General features: G+C 67.0%; 19 protein-coding genes and 1 tRNA gene. 16 read left to right on the top strand and 4 right to left on the bottom strand.

Annotated features, from left to right (window positions below):
* Window positions 1–41: 41 nt before the first annotated feature.
* Window positions 42–1,325, bottom strand: a complete 1,284-nt coding sequence (locus CPZ00_RS02945; RefSeq protein ID WP_096391570.1) for a glycosyltransferase — start codon at window positions 1,323–1,325, stop codon at window positions 42–44.
* Between the two features lie 117 nt (window positions 1,326–1,442).
* On the opposite strand from CPZ00_RS02945, the gene CPZ00_RS02940 reads away from it, so the two are divergent.
* The 7 genes from CPZ00_RS02940 (at window position 1,443) to CPZ00_RS02910 (ending at window position 7,433) form a co-directional block, all read left to right on the top strand.
* On the top strand, window positions 1,443–2,387 hold the full coding sequence (locus CPZ00_RS02940; protein WP_199243380.1) for an alkaline phosphatase family protein: 945 nt from the start codon (window positions 1,443–1,445) through the stop codon (window positions 2,385–2,387).
* Window positions 2,388–2,506: 119 nt separating this feature from the next.
* A complete protein-coding gene (locus tag CPZ00_RS02935) occupies window positions 2,507–3,316 on the top strand; it encodes a molybdopterin synthase (protein ID WP_096389520.1) in 810 nt (269 codons plus the stop codon).
* 65 nt (window positions 3,317–3,381) lie between these two features.
* Window positions 3,382–3,807 (top strand): succinate dehydrogenase, cytochrome b556 subunit, encoded by a 426-nt coding sequence (sdhC, locus tag CPZ00_RS02930; RefSeq protein ID WP_096389519.1) that lies wholly within the window; start codon window positions 3,382–3,384, stop codon window positions 3,805–3,807.
* A gap of 1 nt (window position 3,808) precedes the next feature.
* Complete coding sequence (locus CPZ00_RS02925; RefSeq protein WP_021072637.1) at window positions 3,809–4,180, top strand: succinate dehydrogenase hydrophobic membrane anchor subunit; 372 nt, start codon at window positions 3,809–3,811, stop codon at window positions 4,178–4,180.
* A gap of 10 nt (window positions 4,181–4,190) precedes the next feature.
* Entirely contained in the window at window positions 4,191–5,078 is an 888-nt protein-coding gene (locus CPZ00_RS02920; protein ID WP_096389517.1) for a succinate dehydrogenase/fumarate reductase iron-sulfur subunit, read from the top strand.
* A gap of 28 nt (window positions 5,079–5,106) precedes the next feature.
* A complete protein-coding gene (locus CPZ00_RS02915) occupies window positions 5,107–6,969 on the top strand; it encodes an FAD-binding protein (protein ID WP_096389516.1) in 1,863 nt (620 codons plus the stop codon).
* Between the two features lie 236 nt (window positions 6,970–7,205).
* Window positions 7,206–7,433 (top strand): helix-turn-helix domain-containing protein, encoded by a 228-nt coding sequence (locus CPZ00_RS02910; RefSeq protein ID WP_096391569.1) that lies wholly within the window; start codon window positions 7,206–7,208, stop codon window positions 7,431–7,433.
* A gap of 123 nt (window positions 7,434–7,556) precedes the next feature.
* Here the strand turns inward: CPZ00_RS02910 and CPZ00_RS15535 are convergent, their stop codons facing one another.
* A complete protein-coding gene (locus CPZ00_RS15535) occupies window positions 7,557–7,718 on the bottom strand; it encodes a DUF7563 family protein (RefSeq protein ID WP_172861755.1) in 162 nt (53 codons plus the stop codon).
* 170 nt (window positions 7,719–7,888) lie between these two features.
* On the opposite strand from CPZ00_RS15535, the gene CPZ00_RS02905 reads away from it, so the two are divergent.
* Window positions 7,889–8,524, top strand: a complete 636-nt coding sequence (locus CPZ00_RS02905; RefSeq protein ID WP_096391568.1) for a uracil-DNA glycosylase — start codon at window positions 7,889–7,891, stop codon at window positions 8,522–8,524.
* 52 nt (window positions 8,525–8,576) lie between these two features.
* Here the strand turns inward: CPZ00_RS02905 and CPZ00_RS02900 are convergent, their stop codons facing one another.
* The gene (locus tag CPZ00_RS02900) at window positions 8,577–8,771 is read right to left on the bottom strand and encodes a hypothetical protein (protein ID WP_096389514.1); all 195 of its coding nucleotides are present in this window, start codon (window positions 8,769–8,771) and stop codon (window positions 8,577–8,579) included.
* A 68-nt stretch (window positions 8,772–8,839) separates the two neighbouring features.
* Between CPZ00_RS02900 and CPZ00_RS02895 the strand changes: the two genes are divergently transcribed.
* The 5 genes from CPZ00_RS02895 (at window position 8,840) to CPZ00_RS02875 (ending at window position 12,211) form a co-directional block, all read left to right on the top strand.
* Entirely contained in the window at window positions 8,840–9,601 is a 762-nt protein-coding gene (locus tag CPZ00_RS02895) for a hypothetical protein (protein WP_096389513.1), read from the top strand.
* 167 nt (window positions 9,602–9,768) lie between these two features.
* A tRNA-Ser gene (locus CPZ00_RS02890) sits at window positions 9,769–9,852 on the top strand.
* Window positions 9,853–10,139: 287 nt separating this feature from the next.
* Complete coding sequence (gene sod / locus CPZ00_RS02885) at window positions 10,140–10,742, top strand: superoxide dismutase (RefSeq protein WP_096389511.1); 603 nt, start codon at window positions 10,140–10,142, stop codon at window positions 10,740–10,742.
* A gap of 135 nt (window positions 10,743–10,877) precedes the next feature.
* Window positions 10,878–11,225 carry a DUF5827 family protein gene (locus CPZ00_RS02880; protein ID WP_096389510.1) on the top strand — a complete coding sequence of 116 codons (348 nt, stop codon included), beginning with the start codon at window positions 10,878–10,880 and terminating at the stop codon, window positions 11,223–11,225.
* A complete protein-coding gene (locus CPZ00_RS02875) occupies window positions 11,222–12,211 on the top strand; it encodes an ATPase (protein ID WP_096389508.1) in 990 nt (329 codons plus the stop codon). Before CPZ00_RS02880 ends, CPZ00_RS02875 begins: the two co-directional genes overlap by 4 nt.
* 82 nt (window positions 12,212–12,293) lie before the next feature.
* On the opposite strand, the gene CPZ00_RS02870 is transcribed toward CPZ00_RS02875, so the two are convergent.
* The gene (locus CPZ00_RS02870; protein ID WP_096389507.1) at window positions 12,294–13,571 is read right to left on the bottom strand and encodes an RNA-guided endonuclease InsQ/TnpB family protein; all 1,278 of its coding nucleotides are present in this window, start codon (window positions 13,569–13,571) and stop codon (window positions 12,294–12,296) included.
* Between the two features lie 269 nt (window positions 13,572–13,840).
* Here CPZ00_RS02870 and CPZ00_RS02865 point away from each other — a divergent pair, with 269 nt between their 5' ends.
* From CPZ00_RS02865 to CPZ00_RS02855, 3 genes are all read left to right on the top strand, one after another.
* Window positions 13,841–15,598: a GTPBP1 family GTP-binding protein gene (locus CPZ00_RS02865; protein WP_096389505.1), complete on the top strand. Its 1,758-nt coding sequence runs from the start codon at window positions 13,841–13,843 to the stop codon at window positions 15,596–15,598.
* Window positions 15,599–15,735: 137 nt separating this feature from the next.
* Window positions 15,736–16,305 (top strand): magnesium transporter, encoded by a 570-nt coding sequence (locus tag CPZ00_RS02860; protein WP_096389504.1) that lies wholly within the window; start codon window positions 15,736–15,738, stop codon window positions 16,303–16,305.
* The gene (locus CPZ00_RS02855; protein ID WP_096389502.1) at window positions 16,305–16,883 is read left to right on the top strand and encodes a magnesium transporter; all 579 of its coding nucleotides are present in this window, start codon (window positions 16,305–16,307) and stop codon (window positions 16,881–16,883) included. The genes CPZ00_RS02860 and CPZ00_RS02855 overlap by 1 nt, the downstream gene beginning before the upstream one ends.
* Window positions 16,884–16,896 lie beyond the last annotated feature (13 nt).

The following is a 16,896-nucleotide window of genomic DNA, read 5'->3' as shown; positions in this document are numbered from 1 at the left end:
CGAGGGGCGGTGTGGTTATAAAGGACGCCGTCCGCGGTCGTCTACGCGCCGGTCTTCGTCACTTGATACCATTCGCCGTCCCAGGTGAGGACGTACTCGAGGACGGCCTTCACCGTCAGCACGCCGTGTCCGAGGAAGACGAGCGGCGCGAGCACGACGGTCCAGGACGGTCGATCGATCCGTCCGGCCCGCAGGTCACGCAGCCAGACCCCGCCGATCATCGTGAAGACGGCGGCGAAGGGAATGATCACCGAGCTGGGGTCCACGATCATGAGGAACAGGACGTGTGCGGTGAGCACGAGCAGGGCGCCGCCGGCCAGCACCGCGCCGATCGCGCGCCCGACGGTGACGAGGTCCGCGAGGGTCGGACGGCCGGTCAACGCCTCGCGGGCCCGGAGGTGTGAAACCTGTACGTGGCCGATCCGCCATCGCTTCCGTTGCCCCCAGAGGTCGCCGATCGTGTGGGGTGCCTCCATGGAACTCGTACAGCGACGGTTCTGTGCTACGGTCAGATCCGCCTGGTAACACTGGTGGGAGAAGTAGATGTCCTCGGTCAACACGTCGGCGTAGCCGCCGACCGCTTCGATCGCCTCGCGGGTGAATCCGGTCGCCGAGCTCTGACAGTGGGTGAATCCGACCATATCGCCGATCAGGTAGCCGGCCTGAACGACCACGCGCTCGCAGTAGGCCAGCGTCTCGACGGGACCGGTCGGTCGGGGGACGCGGCGCCCCTGGAACACGTCGGTTTCGCCGAGCAGCTCATCCATCGCGGTCGAGACGAACGCCGGCGAGGCGCGCTCGTCCGCGTCGAAGACGACGAAGTGGTCGGCCGGGCTCCATTCGACCGCGTTGTTGATCGCGGTGGCCTTCGATCCGGGCGCGTCGTTGACCAGTACCTCGACCGGTTCGTACGTCTCGGCGAGCTGCGCGGCGCGCTCGCGCGTTCGTTCGTCGTCCGGCTCGACGGCGATCACGATCCGGAGGGGATCGTAGTCGTTCTCGAGCAGGCTCGTCACGCTCGCGTCGACCACGTCGGCGTCGCGGTACGCGGGAACGATCGCCTGAACGAGCGGGCCGGAACGCACGCGAGCGTCGGCCGCGTCGTCCCGCCAGACGTCGCGGACCAACAGGAGGCCGATCGCGGCGATCACGACGCTGAAGGCGCCGACGGAGAGGACGCCCTGGAGGAACTGGACCCGGATGAAAAGCGGCGCGATCACGACGGTCCAGACGTCGAGGCTCGTGAGGAACCCCACCACGAACAGGCCGAGGATCCCGAGCAGCGTGCCCGCCCGCTCCATGACGTGCCGACTCACCCGACTCATCGTCGACATATGGGGCCGTTTTAATATTTAAACCTGCGGCTCCGGGGCCGGAATCGGCGAACTTCCACGTATGGCCGATCGGTACATAATTGCACTCCCCCGCCCAACGGCCGCAGAGTGACGCTCCGCGACTGGGTCCGCGTTTCGGCGCGCAAGGTCCGCCACAAGGGGTTCGAGGGGCTCTCCGACGTCCTGTACGACCTGTACACCGGCCTGTGGTGGCTCGCGTGGCCGATCCCGCGGGGAACGAACGTCTACGAGCGGGAGTGGGACGTCCTCGTCGTTCTGGATGCCTGCCGGGTCGATCTCCTGCGGTCGGTCGCCGACGAGTACGAGTTCCTCGGCGGGATCGAGCGGATGGAGTCGGTCGGCAGCATGTCCAAGGAGTGGATGGCGAAGACGTTCACCGACGAGCACGCCGACGAGGTCGCGACCACGGCCTACCTCACGAGCAACGTCTTCTCCGACCGGATCCTCTCGGCCGACCGGTTCGAGACCCTCGACGAGGTCTGGCGAGACGCCTGGGACGAGGAGGCCGACACCGTCCTGCCACGATCGATGACCGACCGGGCCATTCGGGTCGCCCGCGAGGACGACCCCGACTGCCTGATCGTCCATTACGTCCAGCCGCACCACCCGTTTCTCGATCTCGACGAGCGATACGACGCCGACCCCTTCGGCCCGGCGCTGTCGGACACGGCGGTCGACGCGCTCCGCAAGGGACGGATCGACTTCGAGACGTTCTGGGAGGCCTACCAGGACAACCTGCGGCACGCGCTCGACGACGTCGAGACCCTTCTGTCGAACGTCGACGCCGACACGGTCGCGATCACGGCCGACCACGGCGACGCGCTCGGGGAGTGGGGCATCTACGACCATCCGGTCGGCTGTCTCCATCCCGCGGTGCGGACGGTCCCGTGGACGACCACGACCGCCACCGATCGCGGGACCTACGACCCGGCCACGAGCGATGAAACCGACACGGGAGACGAGGACGATGCGAACGGCGAGGACGACGAGGCGGTCCAGGACCGCCTGCAGGCGCTCGGATACGTCGGATGAATCACTTCGCTCGGCGGGATGAATCACTTCGCTCGGCGGGATGAATCACTTCGCTTGACCGACCGAGTCACTTCACTCCACGGGAAAACCCTAAACCCGTGGATCGCTCCGGTTCGGGTATGCAACCGATCGCCATTCTCGGCCCCGACGCCGGCTCGCTAGCGACGCGCCTGACCGACCGTCTCGAGGGGGGTGTCGTCCGGATCGACCGCGTCGAGGATGCCGGCATCGAACCGACGGAGGCGGCCGCTGCTGCCACGGTTCGATTCACCCCCGAGGGTGATTGGAGCGCCGGCGCAGCCGGGACGGACGCCGACGCCGACCTCACGACCCTGCTCGACCGGTTCGCGCCCGCGTATGATTACGCGGTGATCACGGGCGAGACGCGGCTTCGAGTACCCACGGTCCTCGTCGGCGATGACCGGAGTGCGGCGGACGTCCCGGGCGACGTGATCGCGACCGTCACGTCGCCATCCGAGATCGACGTCGGGGACCTGCTGGCGGCGCTCGAGACGGCCGAACCGTGGATCACGTTGGAGGAATTGATCGATCGCGCGAAGGCCGACCCGATGGCGGAGCGGTCGGGAGCCATCGCGTCGTTCACGGGGCGGGTTCGGGCCAAGGACGCGCCGGACGACGACCGAACGAGCCAGCTGGCCTTCGAGGCCTACGAGGGCGTCGCCGCCGACCGGCTGGACGCGATCGCGACCGAGCTCGAGGAGCGGGACGGGGTGTTCCGGGTCCTGTTGCACCACCGGACCGGGGTGATCCCGGACGGGGAGGACATCGTCTTCGTCGTCGTCCTCGCGGGGCACCGCGAGGAGGCGTTTCGAACCGTCGCCGACGGCATCGACCGGCTGAAGGAGGAGGTCCCGATATTCAAAAAGGAGACCACCGAGAGCGAGCAGTTCTGGGTCCACCAGCGGTAGCCGTCCCTCGACGCGCCGGCGGGTTAGTAACTACTTTACCTGCTGGGGACTGACGCACGAACGGTATGAGTCAGTCGCACAATCGGGGCCTCATCGAGGACTTCGGCCGCTGGCGGGAGTTCCGCGCGGGGATGTGGGCCTGGATCTTCCACAAGTTCACCGGCTGGGTGCTTGTGGGCTATCTGTTCACCCACATCGCCGTGCTGAGCACCGCGATCCCGGCGTCCGGTCAGGAGGCCGCAGTTCTGCAGGCGGGCGACGACGTCTACACCCAGACGATCGTCACCCTCGAGGAGCTGCTGCTCGTCCGGATCCTCGAGGTCGGGCTTCTCGCGGTGGCCGTGTTCCACATCCTCAACGGAACCCGGCTGCTGTTCATCGACCTCGGCATCGGACTGGAATCGCAGGACAAGAGCTTCTACGCGTCGTTGATCCTGACGGGACTCATCACGGTCGCGTCGGTCCCGACGTTCCTCGCGGGGGCGTTCTGAGATGGCGGAACGCTACTCCTCGTTCACCCCCGGCGGAACGATGTGGCTGCTCCAGCGGATCACGGCCGCCTTCCTCATCGTCGTGTTGGCGTTCCACTTCTTCCTCCTCCACTTCGTCAACCACGCCGACGAGGTCTCGTTCATCGTGAGCCAGGCCCGGATGGAGACGCTGAGCTACTACTCGCTGATGATCCTGTTCCTCCTGACGGCGACGTTCCACGGCGTCAACGGGGTCTACAACGCGTTGATCAACCAGGGGCTAACCGGCCGCAAGAAGCAGGCCGTCAAGGCGACGCTGATCGTCGCGAGCGTCGTCCTGATCGTGCAGGGCGTCCGCACCGCGAACGCCTGGGCCGGAGGCGTCCCCCTGTGAGGTACTGAGCATGAGCACGCAAGTTCCACAACAGACCGACGAGACGGACGCGGAGACCGAACCGGACGCCGAGGAGGAGCCCTCGAAGGGCGACCTCCGACGCGAGAAGAAGGCCGAGCGCGCCGCTGAACGCGAGCGTGAGGCCGCCGAGGCGGACCCCCTCGCCGGCGAGGACACGCGCGAGCTGAAGGTGTTCCGCTTCGACCCCGAGGTCGAGGGGAAACAGGAACCTCGATTCGACGAGTTCCACGTCCCCTTCGAGAAGGGGATGACGGTCCTCGACGCGCTCATCTACGCGCGTGACACCTACGACTCCTCGCTGACCTTCCGGCACTCCTGCCGGCAGGCCGTCTGCGGCTCCGACGCGATGTTCGTGAACGGGCAACAGCGGCTGGCGTGTAAGACCCAGTTGTCCGATCTGTCGGACCCGGTCCGGATCGAGCCGCTGCCACACGCCGACGTCCGGAAGGACCTCGTGGTGGATATGCAGCACTTCTACGACCAGATGGACGCCGTCGAGCCGTACTTCGACGCGGACGAGCTGCCCGAGGACGAACTCGAGGAGCAGCGCCAGAGCCGGGCGAACCGCGAGACGGTGAAGATGTCCACGCGGTGTATCTGGTGTGGCGCCTGTATGTCATCGTGTAACATCGCCGCCGGCGACAACCAGTATCTCGGCCCCGCGGCGCTCAACAAGGCGTACCGGTTCGCGATGGACGAGCGGGAGGGCGAATCGCGGAAACGGGAGCGGCTCGAGATCATCGAGCAGGAACACGGCGTCTGGCGGTGTCAGACCCAGTTCTCCTGTACCGAGGTCTGCCCGAAGGACATCCCGCTCACCGAACACATCCAGGAACTGAAACGGGAAGCGGTCAAAAACAATCTGAAGTTCTGGTGACTCACCCGGCTTCGAACACACCACAACAATGGCATCCAACACAACCTACGAACACGACGTGATCGTGGTCGGCGCGGGCGGTGCCGGGCTCAGAGCGGCCATCGCGGCCCAGGAGGCCGGCGCCGACGTGGCGATCGTCTCGAAGCTTCACCCGGTGCGGTCACACACCGGCGCCGCGGAGGGCGGCATCAACGCGGCCATCCGCGACGGCGACTCCTGGGAGGACCACGCCTACGACACGATGAAGGGGTCGGACTACCTCGGCGACGCGCCGGCGATCGAGGCGCTCTGTCGGGAGAGCCCCAAGGAGACGATCCAGCTCGAACACTGGGGAATGGCCTTCTCCCGCGAGGAGGACGGCACGGTCTCCCAGCGGCCGTTCGGCGGCCTCTCGTTCCCGCGGACCACCTACGCCGGCGCGGAGACCGGCCACCAGCTGCTGCACACGATGTACGAGCAGGTGGTCAAACGCGGCATCGAGGTCTACGACGAGTGGCACGTGATGAACCTCGCGGTCACCGACGAGGACGATCCGACCGACCGGAGCTGTCACGGCGTGGTCGGCTACGAGATCCGGTCCGGCGAGATCGCCGGGTTCCGTGCCCGTGACGGGGTCATCCTCGCGACCGGCGGAATGGGCCAGGTCTTCGACCACACGACGAACGCGGTCGCCAACACCGGCGACGGCGTCGCGATGGCCTACCGCGCCGGGGTTCCGATGGAGGACATGGAGTTCATCCAGTTCCATCCCACGACGCTGCCCTCCACCGGCGTGCTCATCTCCGAGGGCGTTCGCGGCGAGGGCGGCATCCTGTACAACGGCGAGGGCGAACGGTTCATGTTCGAGCACGGCTACGCCAACAACGACGGCGAGCTGGCGAGCCGCGACGTCGTCGCCCGCGCCGAGCTGACCGAGGTCAACGAGGGACGCGGCATCGAGGACGAGTACGTCCACCTCGACATGCGTCACCTCGGCGAGGACCGGATCCTCGACCGGCTGGAGAACATCCTCCACCTCGCGGAGGACTTCGAGGGCGTCGACGGCCTCGAGGAGCCGATGCCGGTCAAGCCGGGTCAGCACTACGCGATGGGCGGCATCGAGACGAACGAGTACGGCCAGACCTGCGTCGACGGCCTCTACGCCGTCGGCGAGTGCGCGTGTGCGTCGGTCCACGGCGCGAACCGCCTCGGCGGGAACGCGCTGCCGGAGCTCATCGTCTTCGGAAAGCTGGCCGGTCACCACGCAGCCGGCGAGGAGTTCGAGGAGCCCGAGATCGAGACCGGCAAGCGCGGCGACTACGAGGACGCCGACTTCGAGGCCCCGGTCACGCTCGGGGAGCGTGCGGCCGGTGCCGACGCGGAATCGACCGCCGACGCGGCCGCAGATGGCGGCGAGGCGGTCACCGATCCGGACGCCGTGCTCGAGATCGCCGTCGACCGCGAGGTCGCGCAGGTCGAGGAGCTGCTCGAGGGCGACGGCGTAAACCACGCCGAGATCCGGTCGGCCGTCCAGGAGACGATGACCGCGAACGTGAACGTCTTCCGCGAGGAGGAGGGGCTGAAGGAGGCCCTCGTTGACCTCCGTGAGGCGCGAGACCGATACGACGACGTCGGCGTCTCGGACCCCTCGCGGACGTTCAACACCGACCTCCTGCACACCCTGGAGACGCGGAACATCCTCGACATCGCCGAGGCGCTGACGATGGGCGCGCTCGCGCGAAACGAGTTCCGCGGCGCCCACTGGCGCAAGGAGAACCAGATCCGCGACGACGAGAACTGGCTGAAACACACGCTCATCTCCTGGAACGACGGGGATCCGGACCTCTGGTACCGGCCGGTCATCCTCGAGGGCGAGAACAAACGCTACGAGCCGAAGGTCCGGTCGTACTGACCGGCGCAACCGTCTGCTGATCGCCCGCGAGACTCCGTGTAACGTATTCACACGACACATACGACGTCGGTCGAAGCGTTGCCGGTCGATCGACGCGTCAACCGCGCCGCCGACGCGGATCGGGACCGTGGCAGTCGGCGATACCGCAGCCGTTCGGGCGTGTACCGCCTCTGTCCCGGATTTTCGACGATCGTTGAATGGGGGATTTATTATCGTCGAAGGATTTGGAACAGGTGATGATCGAAACCGACGCCGGAACGGGATCCGCGCTGTCGCTCCCGCCGGAGTTGCAGTCGCCGCGAGCGAAGCTGGTGTACCTGTATCTCACGACCAATCGCCGCGCCACGGTCGGCGAGATGGCCGAGTCGCTCGGAATGAAGAAGATCTCGCTGTACGGCATCCTCAAAACCCTGCGAAACGAGGAGTTCATCCAGCAGCAGGGCGAGGAGTACCGGGTCGCCTGACTCGACCGGTTCGATCGCCACGCCGGTCGCCCCGACCGGTTACCGTCACCGCGAAGTTTCACTGGACCGATCGAGTTCCCTCGATACCCCGCCCCAGTTCTCAACCGGTCGATCCGGTCGTTCTCAGCCGGTGTTTCGCGTCGATCGGGCGCTCCTGACGTCCGCACCGTCACGAACGGCGTCCTCGCAGCTCGGACAGACGCGCGGTTCGTCGATCTCGTTCGGCGTGAAAACGCGTGCGTACGCCGGCGTGACGAACGTTCCGCAGTTCTGACAGTCGGGCATATCGTCTCGATGTGTCACGGTTCTCGTCATAAATCTTGTGGGGTGATAACGTACATATATGCATATATCGACAGACTCGTCGACGATCGACGCGTCGGTTCGGACGTCCGCCATAGACGTTTCGAGAACGATCACGTGAGCTTTTGGCGCTCGCCCGCCAACCCGCCGGCGTGGACGCAGCCCAAACCGAGTTCGAGAATCCCTTCGGGATGGACGCGGACTGCGAGAACTGCCCGGCGCTGTGTGCCGAGCGGTCGACCGTGGTCCACGGTTACGGCGACGTCGGCGGCGAGTTCCTCGTGGTCGGCGGGAGCCCGAGCGCCGGCGCGGACGCGACCGGGATTCCCTTCGGCGACGACGCGGGTGGCCGGCGGATCCGATCGATGTTTGGGGAGCTCGGATTCGTTCGGTCCCCGCCGGAGACGGTCGCAATGGACGTCCAGAACGTCTTCTTCACGTCCGTCACGCGGTGTCGCCATCCCGACCGGGCGGCAACCGACGCGGAGGTCGCGAACTGCGAACCCTACCTCGACGCGGAGATCCGGATGATCAACCCACAGATCATCGTCCCGGTCGGTCAGCGCGCGCTGGAGGCGCTCGCGTTCGAGTACACCACGCGGTCGCCGGACTCCTTCGACGTCGTCGAGGAACACGCGACCACGATCCGCGGGCGGGGGTTCGAGCTCGTCCCGATGCGGGACCCGGAGGCGATGGACGAGGCCGAGGAGCGGGCCTTCCTGGAGCACGTTCGGAAGAACGTGCTCGCACGAGACTACCGGCAGACGAAGGGTCGGCGGAGTCGGTGACGCCGACGCACCGAAACGGGGATCCTCTACGGGCGGAGCAGGCCGAGGCGGATCACCAGTAGGGCGTTCGCGGGCCGGTCTCGCGTCCGCCGAGCGCGACGATCGCGGCGACGACGATCAGACAGATCGCGGCGGTGACGATGGCGGCCGGCGACCCCAGCGCGGCCGGGAGGCCGAGGACGGCGCTGGCGAGAACGAGCACGACGATGGCGGCCGCGAGCGCGGCCAGCGGACGGAGCACGGACATGTCCGCGGGATCGACCGCGCGGCGCTTAAAAACCAGGGGTTGAAGGCGCGGAGGCGACCAGATCCGGTATGACCGTCATCGCGGTGCTTGCCGACCCGCCACGCGAGGGACTTGGCTATCCGTCCCTGCCGGGGACGAGCCCGCTCTCGGCCGCCGAGGCGAGCGAACTGTACGAGGCCGTCCTTCGCGACCTGGTCCGGGCCGTCGACCGGTCCGGCGGGAGCCTCCTCGTGAACCATCCGACCGAGGAGCAGCTCCCCGCGGACGCCCGTACCGAAACCCCACCCGAGGCCGAGCTGCGTGCGCTCGTGGCCGATACCCTGGGTGACGCGAGCGACGTCCGCTTCGAGCCGCAGGTCGGCTCGACGTTCAGCGCCCGCGCCGGCAACACGGCGACCCACCTGCTCCGCGAGGAGGGGGCCGGCTCGGTCGCGATCGTCACGCCGACGACGCCGTTCCTCTCCCGGTCGGTGATCGACGCGGCGGCGATGAAGCTTCGCACCGCGACGACCATCCTCGGTCCCTCGACCGCCGGACGGTGTCACTACGCGGGATTCACCGAGCCGATCGACTTCGCGGACGCCTTCACCCCCCCGAGCGTGCAGACGCTCGCCGAGCGCACGCGCGACGCCGGCGGCGAGGTGGAGTTCGTCCGGTCCCTGCCGACGATCGAGACCGGCCGCGACCTCCTCGACGTCGTGCCGTTGTTGCGGGCTCGATTTGCGGCCGAGCGAGTCGTCCCCGAGCACACGGCGACGTTCGTCCACGAACACGGGCTCGCCGTTCACGAGGACGACGGAACCGGCGAACTCACCATCGTTCGGGGGTGAGGTGGACCCGTGGCCTCCGTTCGTCGCGGTTCGCCGACCGCCGATGCGACCGGATTCGATCGGTGAAGGGACGTACACGTTCGACGACCACAACCGACATCCATTAGTCACCCCTCTCACAATCCTCGAACGCGGCGGGATGCACCCGCGACGTTCGATCGTCCCGAGGTGGGATGGCAGAGTGGCCCATTGCGCCTGCCTTGAAAGCAGGTAGCCTCACGGCTTCCTGGGTTCAAATCCCAGTCCCACCGTTGCGAGCGCGGCGCCGCATCGCGGCGCGCGAGTTTTATGCGTGGATTTGAAGCCGGCGGGACGCAGCATCCGAGCGGTGCGAGGATGATCGTCCCGACTCGGTTCAAATCCCAGTCCCACCGTTTCGAGCGCGGCGCCGCATCGCGGCGCAAATCCCACGGTTGCGCAGCGTCGTGTGAATTGTCCGTTTGCGCAGCGTCGCGGGTATCTCCCGTTTGTGTCGTGGTAGCGTACGTCTCCTCAATCTTTAACAGGACCGCGACCGATCGATATCCTGGGTGAAATCATGAGCGACCACGAACTCGATCCACTTCCGTACGACTACGACGCGCTCGAACCGCACATCTCCGAACAGGTGCTCACCTGGCATCACGACACGCACCATCAGGGCTACGTCAACGGGCTCAACGCCGCCGAGGAAACGCTCGCCGGGAACCGCGAGAGCGGGGACTACGGCAGCACGGCGGGCGCGCTCGGGAACGTGACCCACAACGGCAGCGGTCACTACCTCCACACGCTGTTCTGGAACAACATGTCCCCGAACGGCGGCGGCGAGCCGGACGGCGATCTGGCCGACCGGATCGCCGAGGACTTCGGCTCGTATGAGGCCTGGAAGGGCGAGTTCGAGGCCGCTGCCGGTGCCGCCGGGGGCTGGGCCCTGCTCGTGTACGACCCGGTAGCCAAGCAGCTGCGCAACCTGAAGGTCGACAAGCACGACCAGGGCGCGCTGTGGGGTGCCCATCCGATCCTGGCGCTCGACGTCTGGGAGCACTCTTACTACCACGATTACGGCCCGGCGCGCGGCGAGTTCATCGACGCGTTCTTCGAGGTCGTCGACTGGGACGAGGTCGCCGACAACTACGACAACGTCGTCTCCAACTTCGAGTAACGTCGCCGCCGCGAGGCGGAGCGTCCCCGACGACCCCGATCGATCCCGAATTTTTTCGGCGCCGTCGACGTCACCAGTCCCGGCTCCCGTGACCGAACCCGTGCCGTTTAGGGGAGCGACCGCCGAGACACGGCTATGCCGACGCCCAAAGACGCCTTCGAGGCGACCTATCCGTGTGAGTTTTACACGGCAGCGGAGCTGCTCGAACCCGACCTGATGTACACGATCCCGGAGATCGCCCGGCTCCTCCAGGGGGCCGACCCGGACGAGCCCCTCGACGAGGGGACCGAGTCCGTCCTCATCGACTGGGCGATCCCGTGGGTGATGCAGAACGCCGCGGACCTCGTGATCGCCGAGCCGCTCGCGGACGACGGCCCCGGCTACTACGGGCTCGCGGAGACCGCGATCGACGGGAATGCCGGCGCGGAATCGCCGACCACCGAGGACTCGGCCGCGGAATCGGCATCCGACGACGAACGGTGACCGGGAACACGTCGCCGACGCTGCTCGTGGCCGGTGACTCGCGGGTCGACGCCGGAAAGACGACGTTCTCGGTCGGGCTCCTGGCGGCCCTCTCGGCTCGCGGGCTCGCTCCGGTGGGCGTGAAGCCGCGAGCCGGACACGACTTCTGGTACGACCACGACGACTTCCGGGCGGCCGCCGCGGAGACCCGACTCTACGGGAAGGACGCACGCCGACTCGCGGCCGCGAGCGACCGCGGGCTTGCAGTCCGATCCGACCCGACGCCGGCCGGATCGCCCGGAACCCATCCCGACTCATCCGGGACCGGTCCGGACGTGCCGCCGGAATCGATCAACCCGCTCCATCGCCTCTGGCGTCCCACGCCCGGCCGAACCGGGATGCTCGGCGAGGCCGATCGGACGTTCCTCTGTGACCGGATCGGCCGCGCCGGAGCCGACGATCCGACGGTCGTCGTGAACGGGACCGCGGAGGAGACCGGGCTGTTCCCGCCGACGGTCGACGAGTGGCTCCCGGTCGCGGACGCCGTCCGCGTCCACGACGTCTCGGAGTTCAACGACGTGATGGCGGAGTCGTATCTCCCGGTTCTCGATCGGTTCGCGGCCGCGGTCGCGGCCGATCCCGGTCCGGTCGTGGTCGAGTCGTACGGCGACGTCGCGCTCCCGTTCGATGCCGCAGCCGGCGAGAGCAACCAGGATGACGGCGACCGGGACGCCGCCGTCCACGCCCCCGCGATCGACGCGGTCGCGGTCGTGGCCCCGACGCGGGTCCGGCTCTACGACGGCGACCGGTACGCCCGCGCGTGCGCCGTGGCGTCGGGCAGCGCGCGCGAGGGCGCACTCGAGGAACACACCGATGCCGTGACGTCGATGGTCGAACCGCTTCAGACGGTCGCGTTGCCGCCGCTGCCGGCCGAGGACCGTACCTCCCCGGATCGAGTCGCGGCCGCGTACGAGGACGCCTACGCGGCGCTTCTCGAGGGTGTTTAAGAAGACCTCGCCGGAAGAGCCACGTCGCGGACTCGGGTGGCCGGTCGCCCCGATGGGATCGTCCGAGGTAAACTACCCCACCCTACTCGCTCACGGCTTCGCCGTTCGCTTCGTTGAGGGTGGGGCTTTCGCGTGGACTCCCGTTCTGGCCGCCATCGGCGGAAGGCTCGTAATCGCCATTCACGTTCAATGTCCCGCGATTCAAGCGCACGTTTACGGGTACGCCTCCGCCCGACGACTTTTGCGCCGAGCGGAGATACTTCAGGCCAATATTCTTCGCCGCGTTGTAGTCGGCGTTCACTTCGTAGCCACACTTCACACAACAGAATCGCTCTTGCGTCTGGCGGTTCTCTCGGAGCGTCGTCCCGCACTTAGAACACCGCTGACTCGTGTACGCAGGACTCACCTGTTCGACCGAGATACCGAACATCTCGGCTTTGTATTCGACGTACTCGAACAAACGTCGGAACGCCCATGCGTGGAATTTCTTGACGTTCGGCATCCGCTCACGAATCCCTGTCAGGTTCTCAAAGGCAATCACGCTACAGCCGTTTTCGACGGCTTCCGCGACGAGTTCTTTCGAGACGGTGTGTAAGAAGTGGTCGTAGCGACCCGTCTCGGTACGTCCAACCGACTGGATGGTTTCGTGAGCTGTTCGCGTTCCACGCTGTTGAAGCGAGCCGCGTCGTTTCTCGAACTCGCGGTGCCAGTGGTTCAACTCTGACCCGTTCCAGAACGCACCTGTCGAGGCAACGGCGACGTTTTCGATGCCGAGGTCAACGCCGAGGACTGTGTTGTGCCCGTCATTGCCGTCGTCGGCAGTCTCGAACTCCGCGTCCGCCTTTGTTCGGACGTGAAGGTAGAACTCACCGTCGCGGTAGTGGAGTTCCCCGCCAGTCACTTCGTAGTCGTCGTTGAACAGGTACTCCGAGTGGGGCGTTTCGCGGCTCTCGTCGGGAAGGACGTACTCCGCAGTGATACGACCTTCGACGGTCGAGAGCGTCGCGTGGTCGTCATTGAACGTCGCACACCGCTTGTCGTAGACGAGCGTCGGCGCGGAGAAGTGCGGCTTCCCCGCGTAGTCGCCTTGCTTCCACCGAGCGACGATGCTCTGTACGGCGTCGGCGGCCTTGTTGCGAGCGTTCTGGACGAGATTCGCTTGGAGACGCGTCTCGGCACGCACATCGTCGTAGGTTTCGCGTTGGAGCTCGGCTTTGCTCGTGGTCTTGTACTCGCCTTGCCACGCGTGGTCGACGACGTAGTTGGCAGCCCACAGGAACTCGGAGATGGTTTCGTGGAGGAGGTCGGCGTCGCTGTCGGCCACGTCGAGTTTGACGGGGACGGTGCGACGTACCTCCATCCGTGTTTCAGATGTAAGCTGTTGTTTTTATATTAGTAACGGTTCGGTAGGGAGTCAGCCAGCCATCGAACGTGGTTGGTGTAGTACCGTGTCGGTTTCCTCTCCGACCTACTCGCTCGCTCCTTGAGGTCGGAGGCTCCACCTTGCATTACGCTGAATCGTCCCGGGGAGAGTGGATTTCGTGTGCTTCGATCCCTCGGGAGCAGTATTGTGATATGGATACCCACGGCACGAAAACGCTTAAACGCCGATGCGGCCTACGGATTGGTATGAGCGCGGACCGGTCTGTCCTCAGACAGGCCATCGAGCGCGGGGAACGCGACGGCGGGTCGATCGAGTTCAAGGAACGGCTGACTCGTGAGGTCCACCTCGCGGACGGACGCAAGGAATCGCTCGCCGCGCAACTGCGCCACCGGGTCCTCTCGGGCGACGGCGAGGCGACCTACGTCGTCGGCGTTACCGACGACGGCGGCCTCGCCGGGATCGATCCCGACCGCTTCTCCGAGACGATGGACGTCCTCTCCCTGCTGGCCGAGGAGGCGGACGCGCACATCCACGACGTCGACACCTGGAACGTCGCGGACGTCGCGGACGTCGCCGCGCGGTCCGGAGCCCACGCAGCAGACGACCGCGACGCGACGGACGGGACGGATGGAACGGACGGAACGCCCGGCCTGGTGGGGATCGCGACGATCCGCGAGGGATCGACCCTCGAGACCGACGAGGACCACCTGGTGATCGGCACCGCCGGCCACGTCGACCACGGCAAGAGCACCCTCGTGGGGTCGCTCGTGACCGGCCAGGCCGACGACGGCCAGGGCGGAACCCGCGGCTTCCTCGACGTCCAGCCCCACGAGATCGAGCGTGGGCTCTCCGCCGATCTGTCGTACGCGGTGTACGGATTCGACGAGCCGGATGGGGATCTCGCTGACGAGGAGGAGACGTCGACGCGAGAACACGTCCCGGTCCGGATGGACAATCCCCACCGCAAGCAGGACCGGGCCCGGATCGTCGCGGAGGCGGACCGGCTCGTCTCCTTCGTCGACACCGTGGGCCACGAACCCTGGCTGCGGACGACGATCCGCGGGCTCGTCGGTCAGAAGATCGACTACGGCCTGCTCGCGGTCGCGGCCGACGACGGGCCGACGAAGACGACCCGAGAACACCTCGGCATCCTGCTTGCCACCGAGCTCCCGACGGTCGTTGCGGTGACGAAGACCGACCTCGTGGACGACGACCGGGTCGAGGCGGTTCTCACCGAGATCGAGTCGCTGCTGCGCGACGCCGGGACGACACCGCTTCCCGTCCCGCGACACGGCGTCGACGCCGCGATCGCGGAGATCGACGACTCGGTCGTCCCCATCGTGAAGACGAGCGCCGTCACCCGCGAGGGACTCGACCGGCTCGACACGCTGTTCGCCGAGCTGCCCAAGCGCGCGACGCCCGAGCGCGGCGAGTTCCGGATGTACGTCGACCGCTCGTACGACGTCAAGGGCGTCGGCGCGGTCGCTTCGGGGACGGTCAATTCCGGGACCGTCGAGGCCGGCGACGAGTTGCTGCTCGGTCCGATGCCCGACGGATCCTTCGAGCCGGTGACGGCCCGCTCCATCGAGATGCATTACCACCGCGTCGACCGGGCGAGCGCCGGCCGTATCGTCGGGATCGCCTTGAAGGGCGTCGACGAGGAGGCGATCGAACGCGGGATGGTGTTGCTGCCCCGCTCGGCCGACCCCGACCCCGTCAGGGAGTTCGAGGCCGAGGTGATGGTGCTCAACCACCCGACCCGGATCCGGTCGGGATACGAGCCGGTCGTCCACCTCGAGACCGCCAGCGAGGCGGCCGAGTTCACCCCCGAGTCCGGCCGGCTGCTGCCCGGCGACACCGGCCGGACGCAGGTCCGGTTCAAGTTCCGCCCCTACCTCGTCGAGGAGGGCCAGCGGTTCGTCTTCCGCGAGGGATCGAGCAAGGGCGTCGGGACCGTCACCGACGTGGGGTCCGCCGCCGGTCCATCGCCGGCCGACGACTGACCCGCCGTCGTCGGTTGGTCATCGTCGGTTGGTCATCGCCAGTCGGTCGTCGCCCGTCGGTCGTCGCCGGTCGGTCGTCGCCAGTCGGTCGTTCCGCGAGTAGGTACTTTTAACTTCGAATTCGGCCAGGTGAACGTATGGACGTCCGCGAGGAGGTCGTCTCCATCTACCGGGAGTCGCTTCCGGTGTTGCTCGTCGCGCTCGGCGGCGGACTCTTCTCCGGGCTGATCCTCGAGGAGCTGTTGGCGAGCGTCGGTCGCTTCCCCGGCCTGTTGGTGATGGTTCCCGTCTTCCTCGCCACCCGCGGGAACGTCTACGGCGCCCTCGGCGGGCGGATCTCGAGCGGGCTCCACCAGGGGCTCATCGAGCCGCGGTTTCAATGGGACGAGCGCCTCGTGAACGCGGTCGTCGCCTCCTTCGTCAACGGGATCGGGATCTCGGCGGTGATCGCGCTCCTCTCGTGGGGCGCGTTGACGCTGCTCGGCCGTCCCGCCGCACACCCTCTCGAGTTCCTCGGGATCATGGTGATCGCCGGGACCCTGACCTCGGCGGTGCTCATCGTCGGGCTGCTCACGCTGCTGTTCGTCGGCTACACGCGCGGCTACGACCCGGACAACCTGGTCGGCCCGATCGTCACCACGCTCGGGGACGTCTTCGGGATGGCGTTCCTGCTCGTCGCCGTCGGCGTCATCGAGGTGATGGCTTGATGGAGCCGCCCGAAAGCGATCTGGGGACGTGGTCGGCCCGGCGGATCGTCCGGAACATGTTCCCGCTTCTGGTCGGCCTCTCGGTGGTCGTGTTGTGGGCCGGGATCCGGCTCGAGGACGCCGAGGCGTTGCTCGCCGAGTACGGCCTCCTTGCGGTGATGGTGCCGGTGATGGTCGGGATGGGCGGCAACCTCGGGGCGATCGTGAGCTCGCGGCTCACCACGCGGCTCCACCTCGGCACCACCGCCTTCGACCCGCGGGACCGGCATCTCTGGGCGAACGTGGCGGCGACGCTCGCGCTGGCCACGACGGTGTTCTCCGTTCTTGCGGTCGGCACGTGGATCATCGGGGTGCTGGTCGGGAACGGGCTGCCGCTTCGAACGCTACTGTTCATTTCGTTGTCGAGCGGCCTGAGCCTCGCGGTCATCGCGCTCGTCTTCAGCGTCGCCACGACCTACGGCTCCTACCGGCTGGGGATCGACCCCGACGACACCACCATCCCGATCGTGACGAACGTGGTCGACGTCTTCGGGATGCTCCTGTTTCTGGGGATCGCCCGCTGGACGCTCCTCGGGTAGTCGCCCGTTCAGC

This window comes from Halopenitus persicus (assembly GCF_002355635.1).
In the GTDB taxonomy this organism is placed as follows: domain Archaea; phylum Halobacteriota; class Halobacteria; order Halobacteriales; family Haloferacaceae; genus Halopenitus; species Halopenitus persicus_A.
This window is presented reverse-complemented; position numbering and strand designations above follow the sequence as displayed.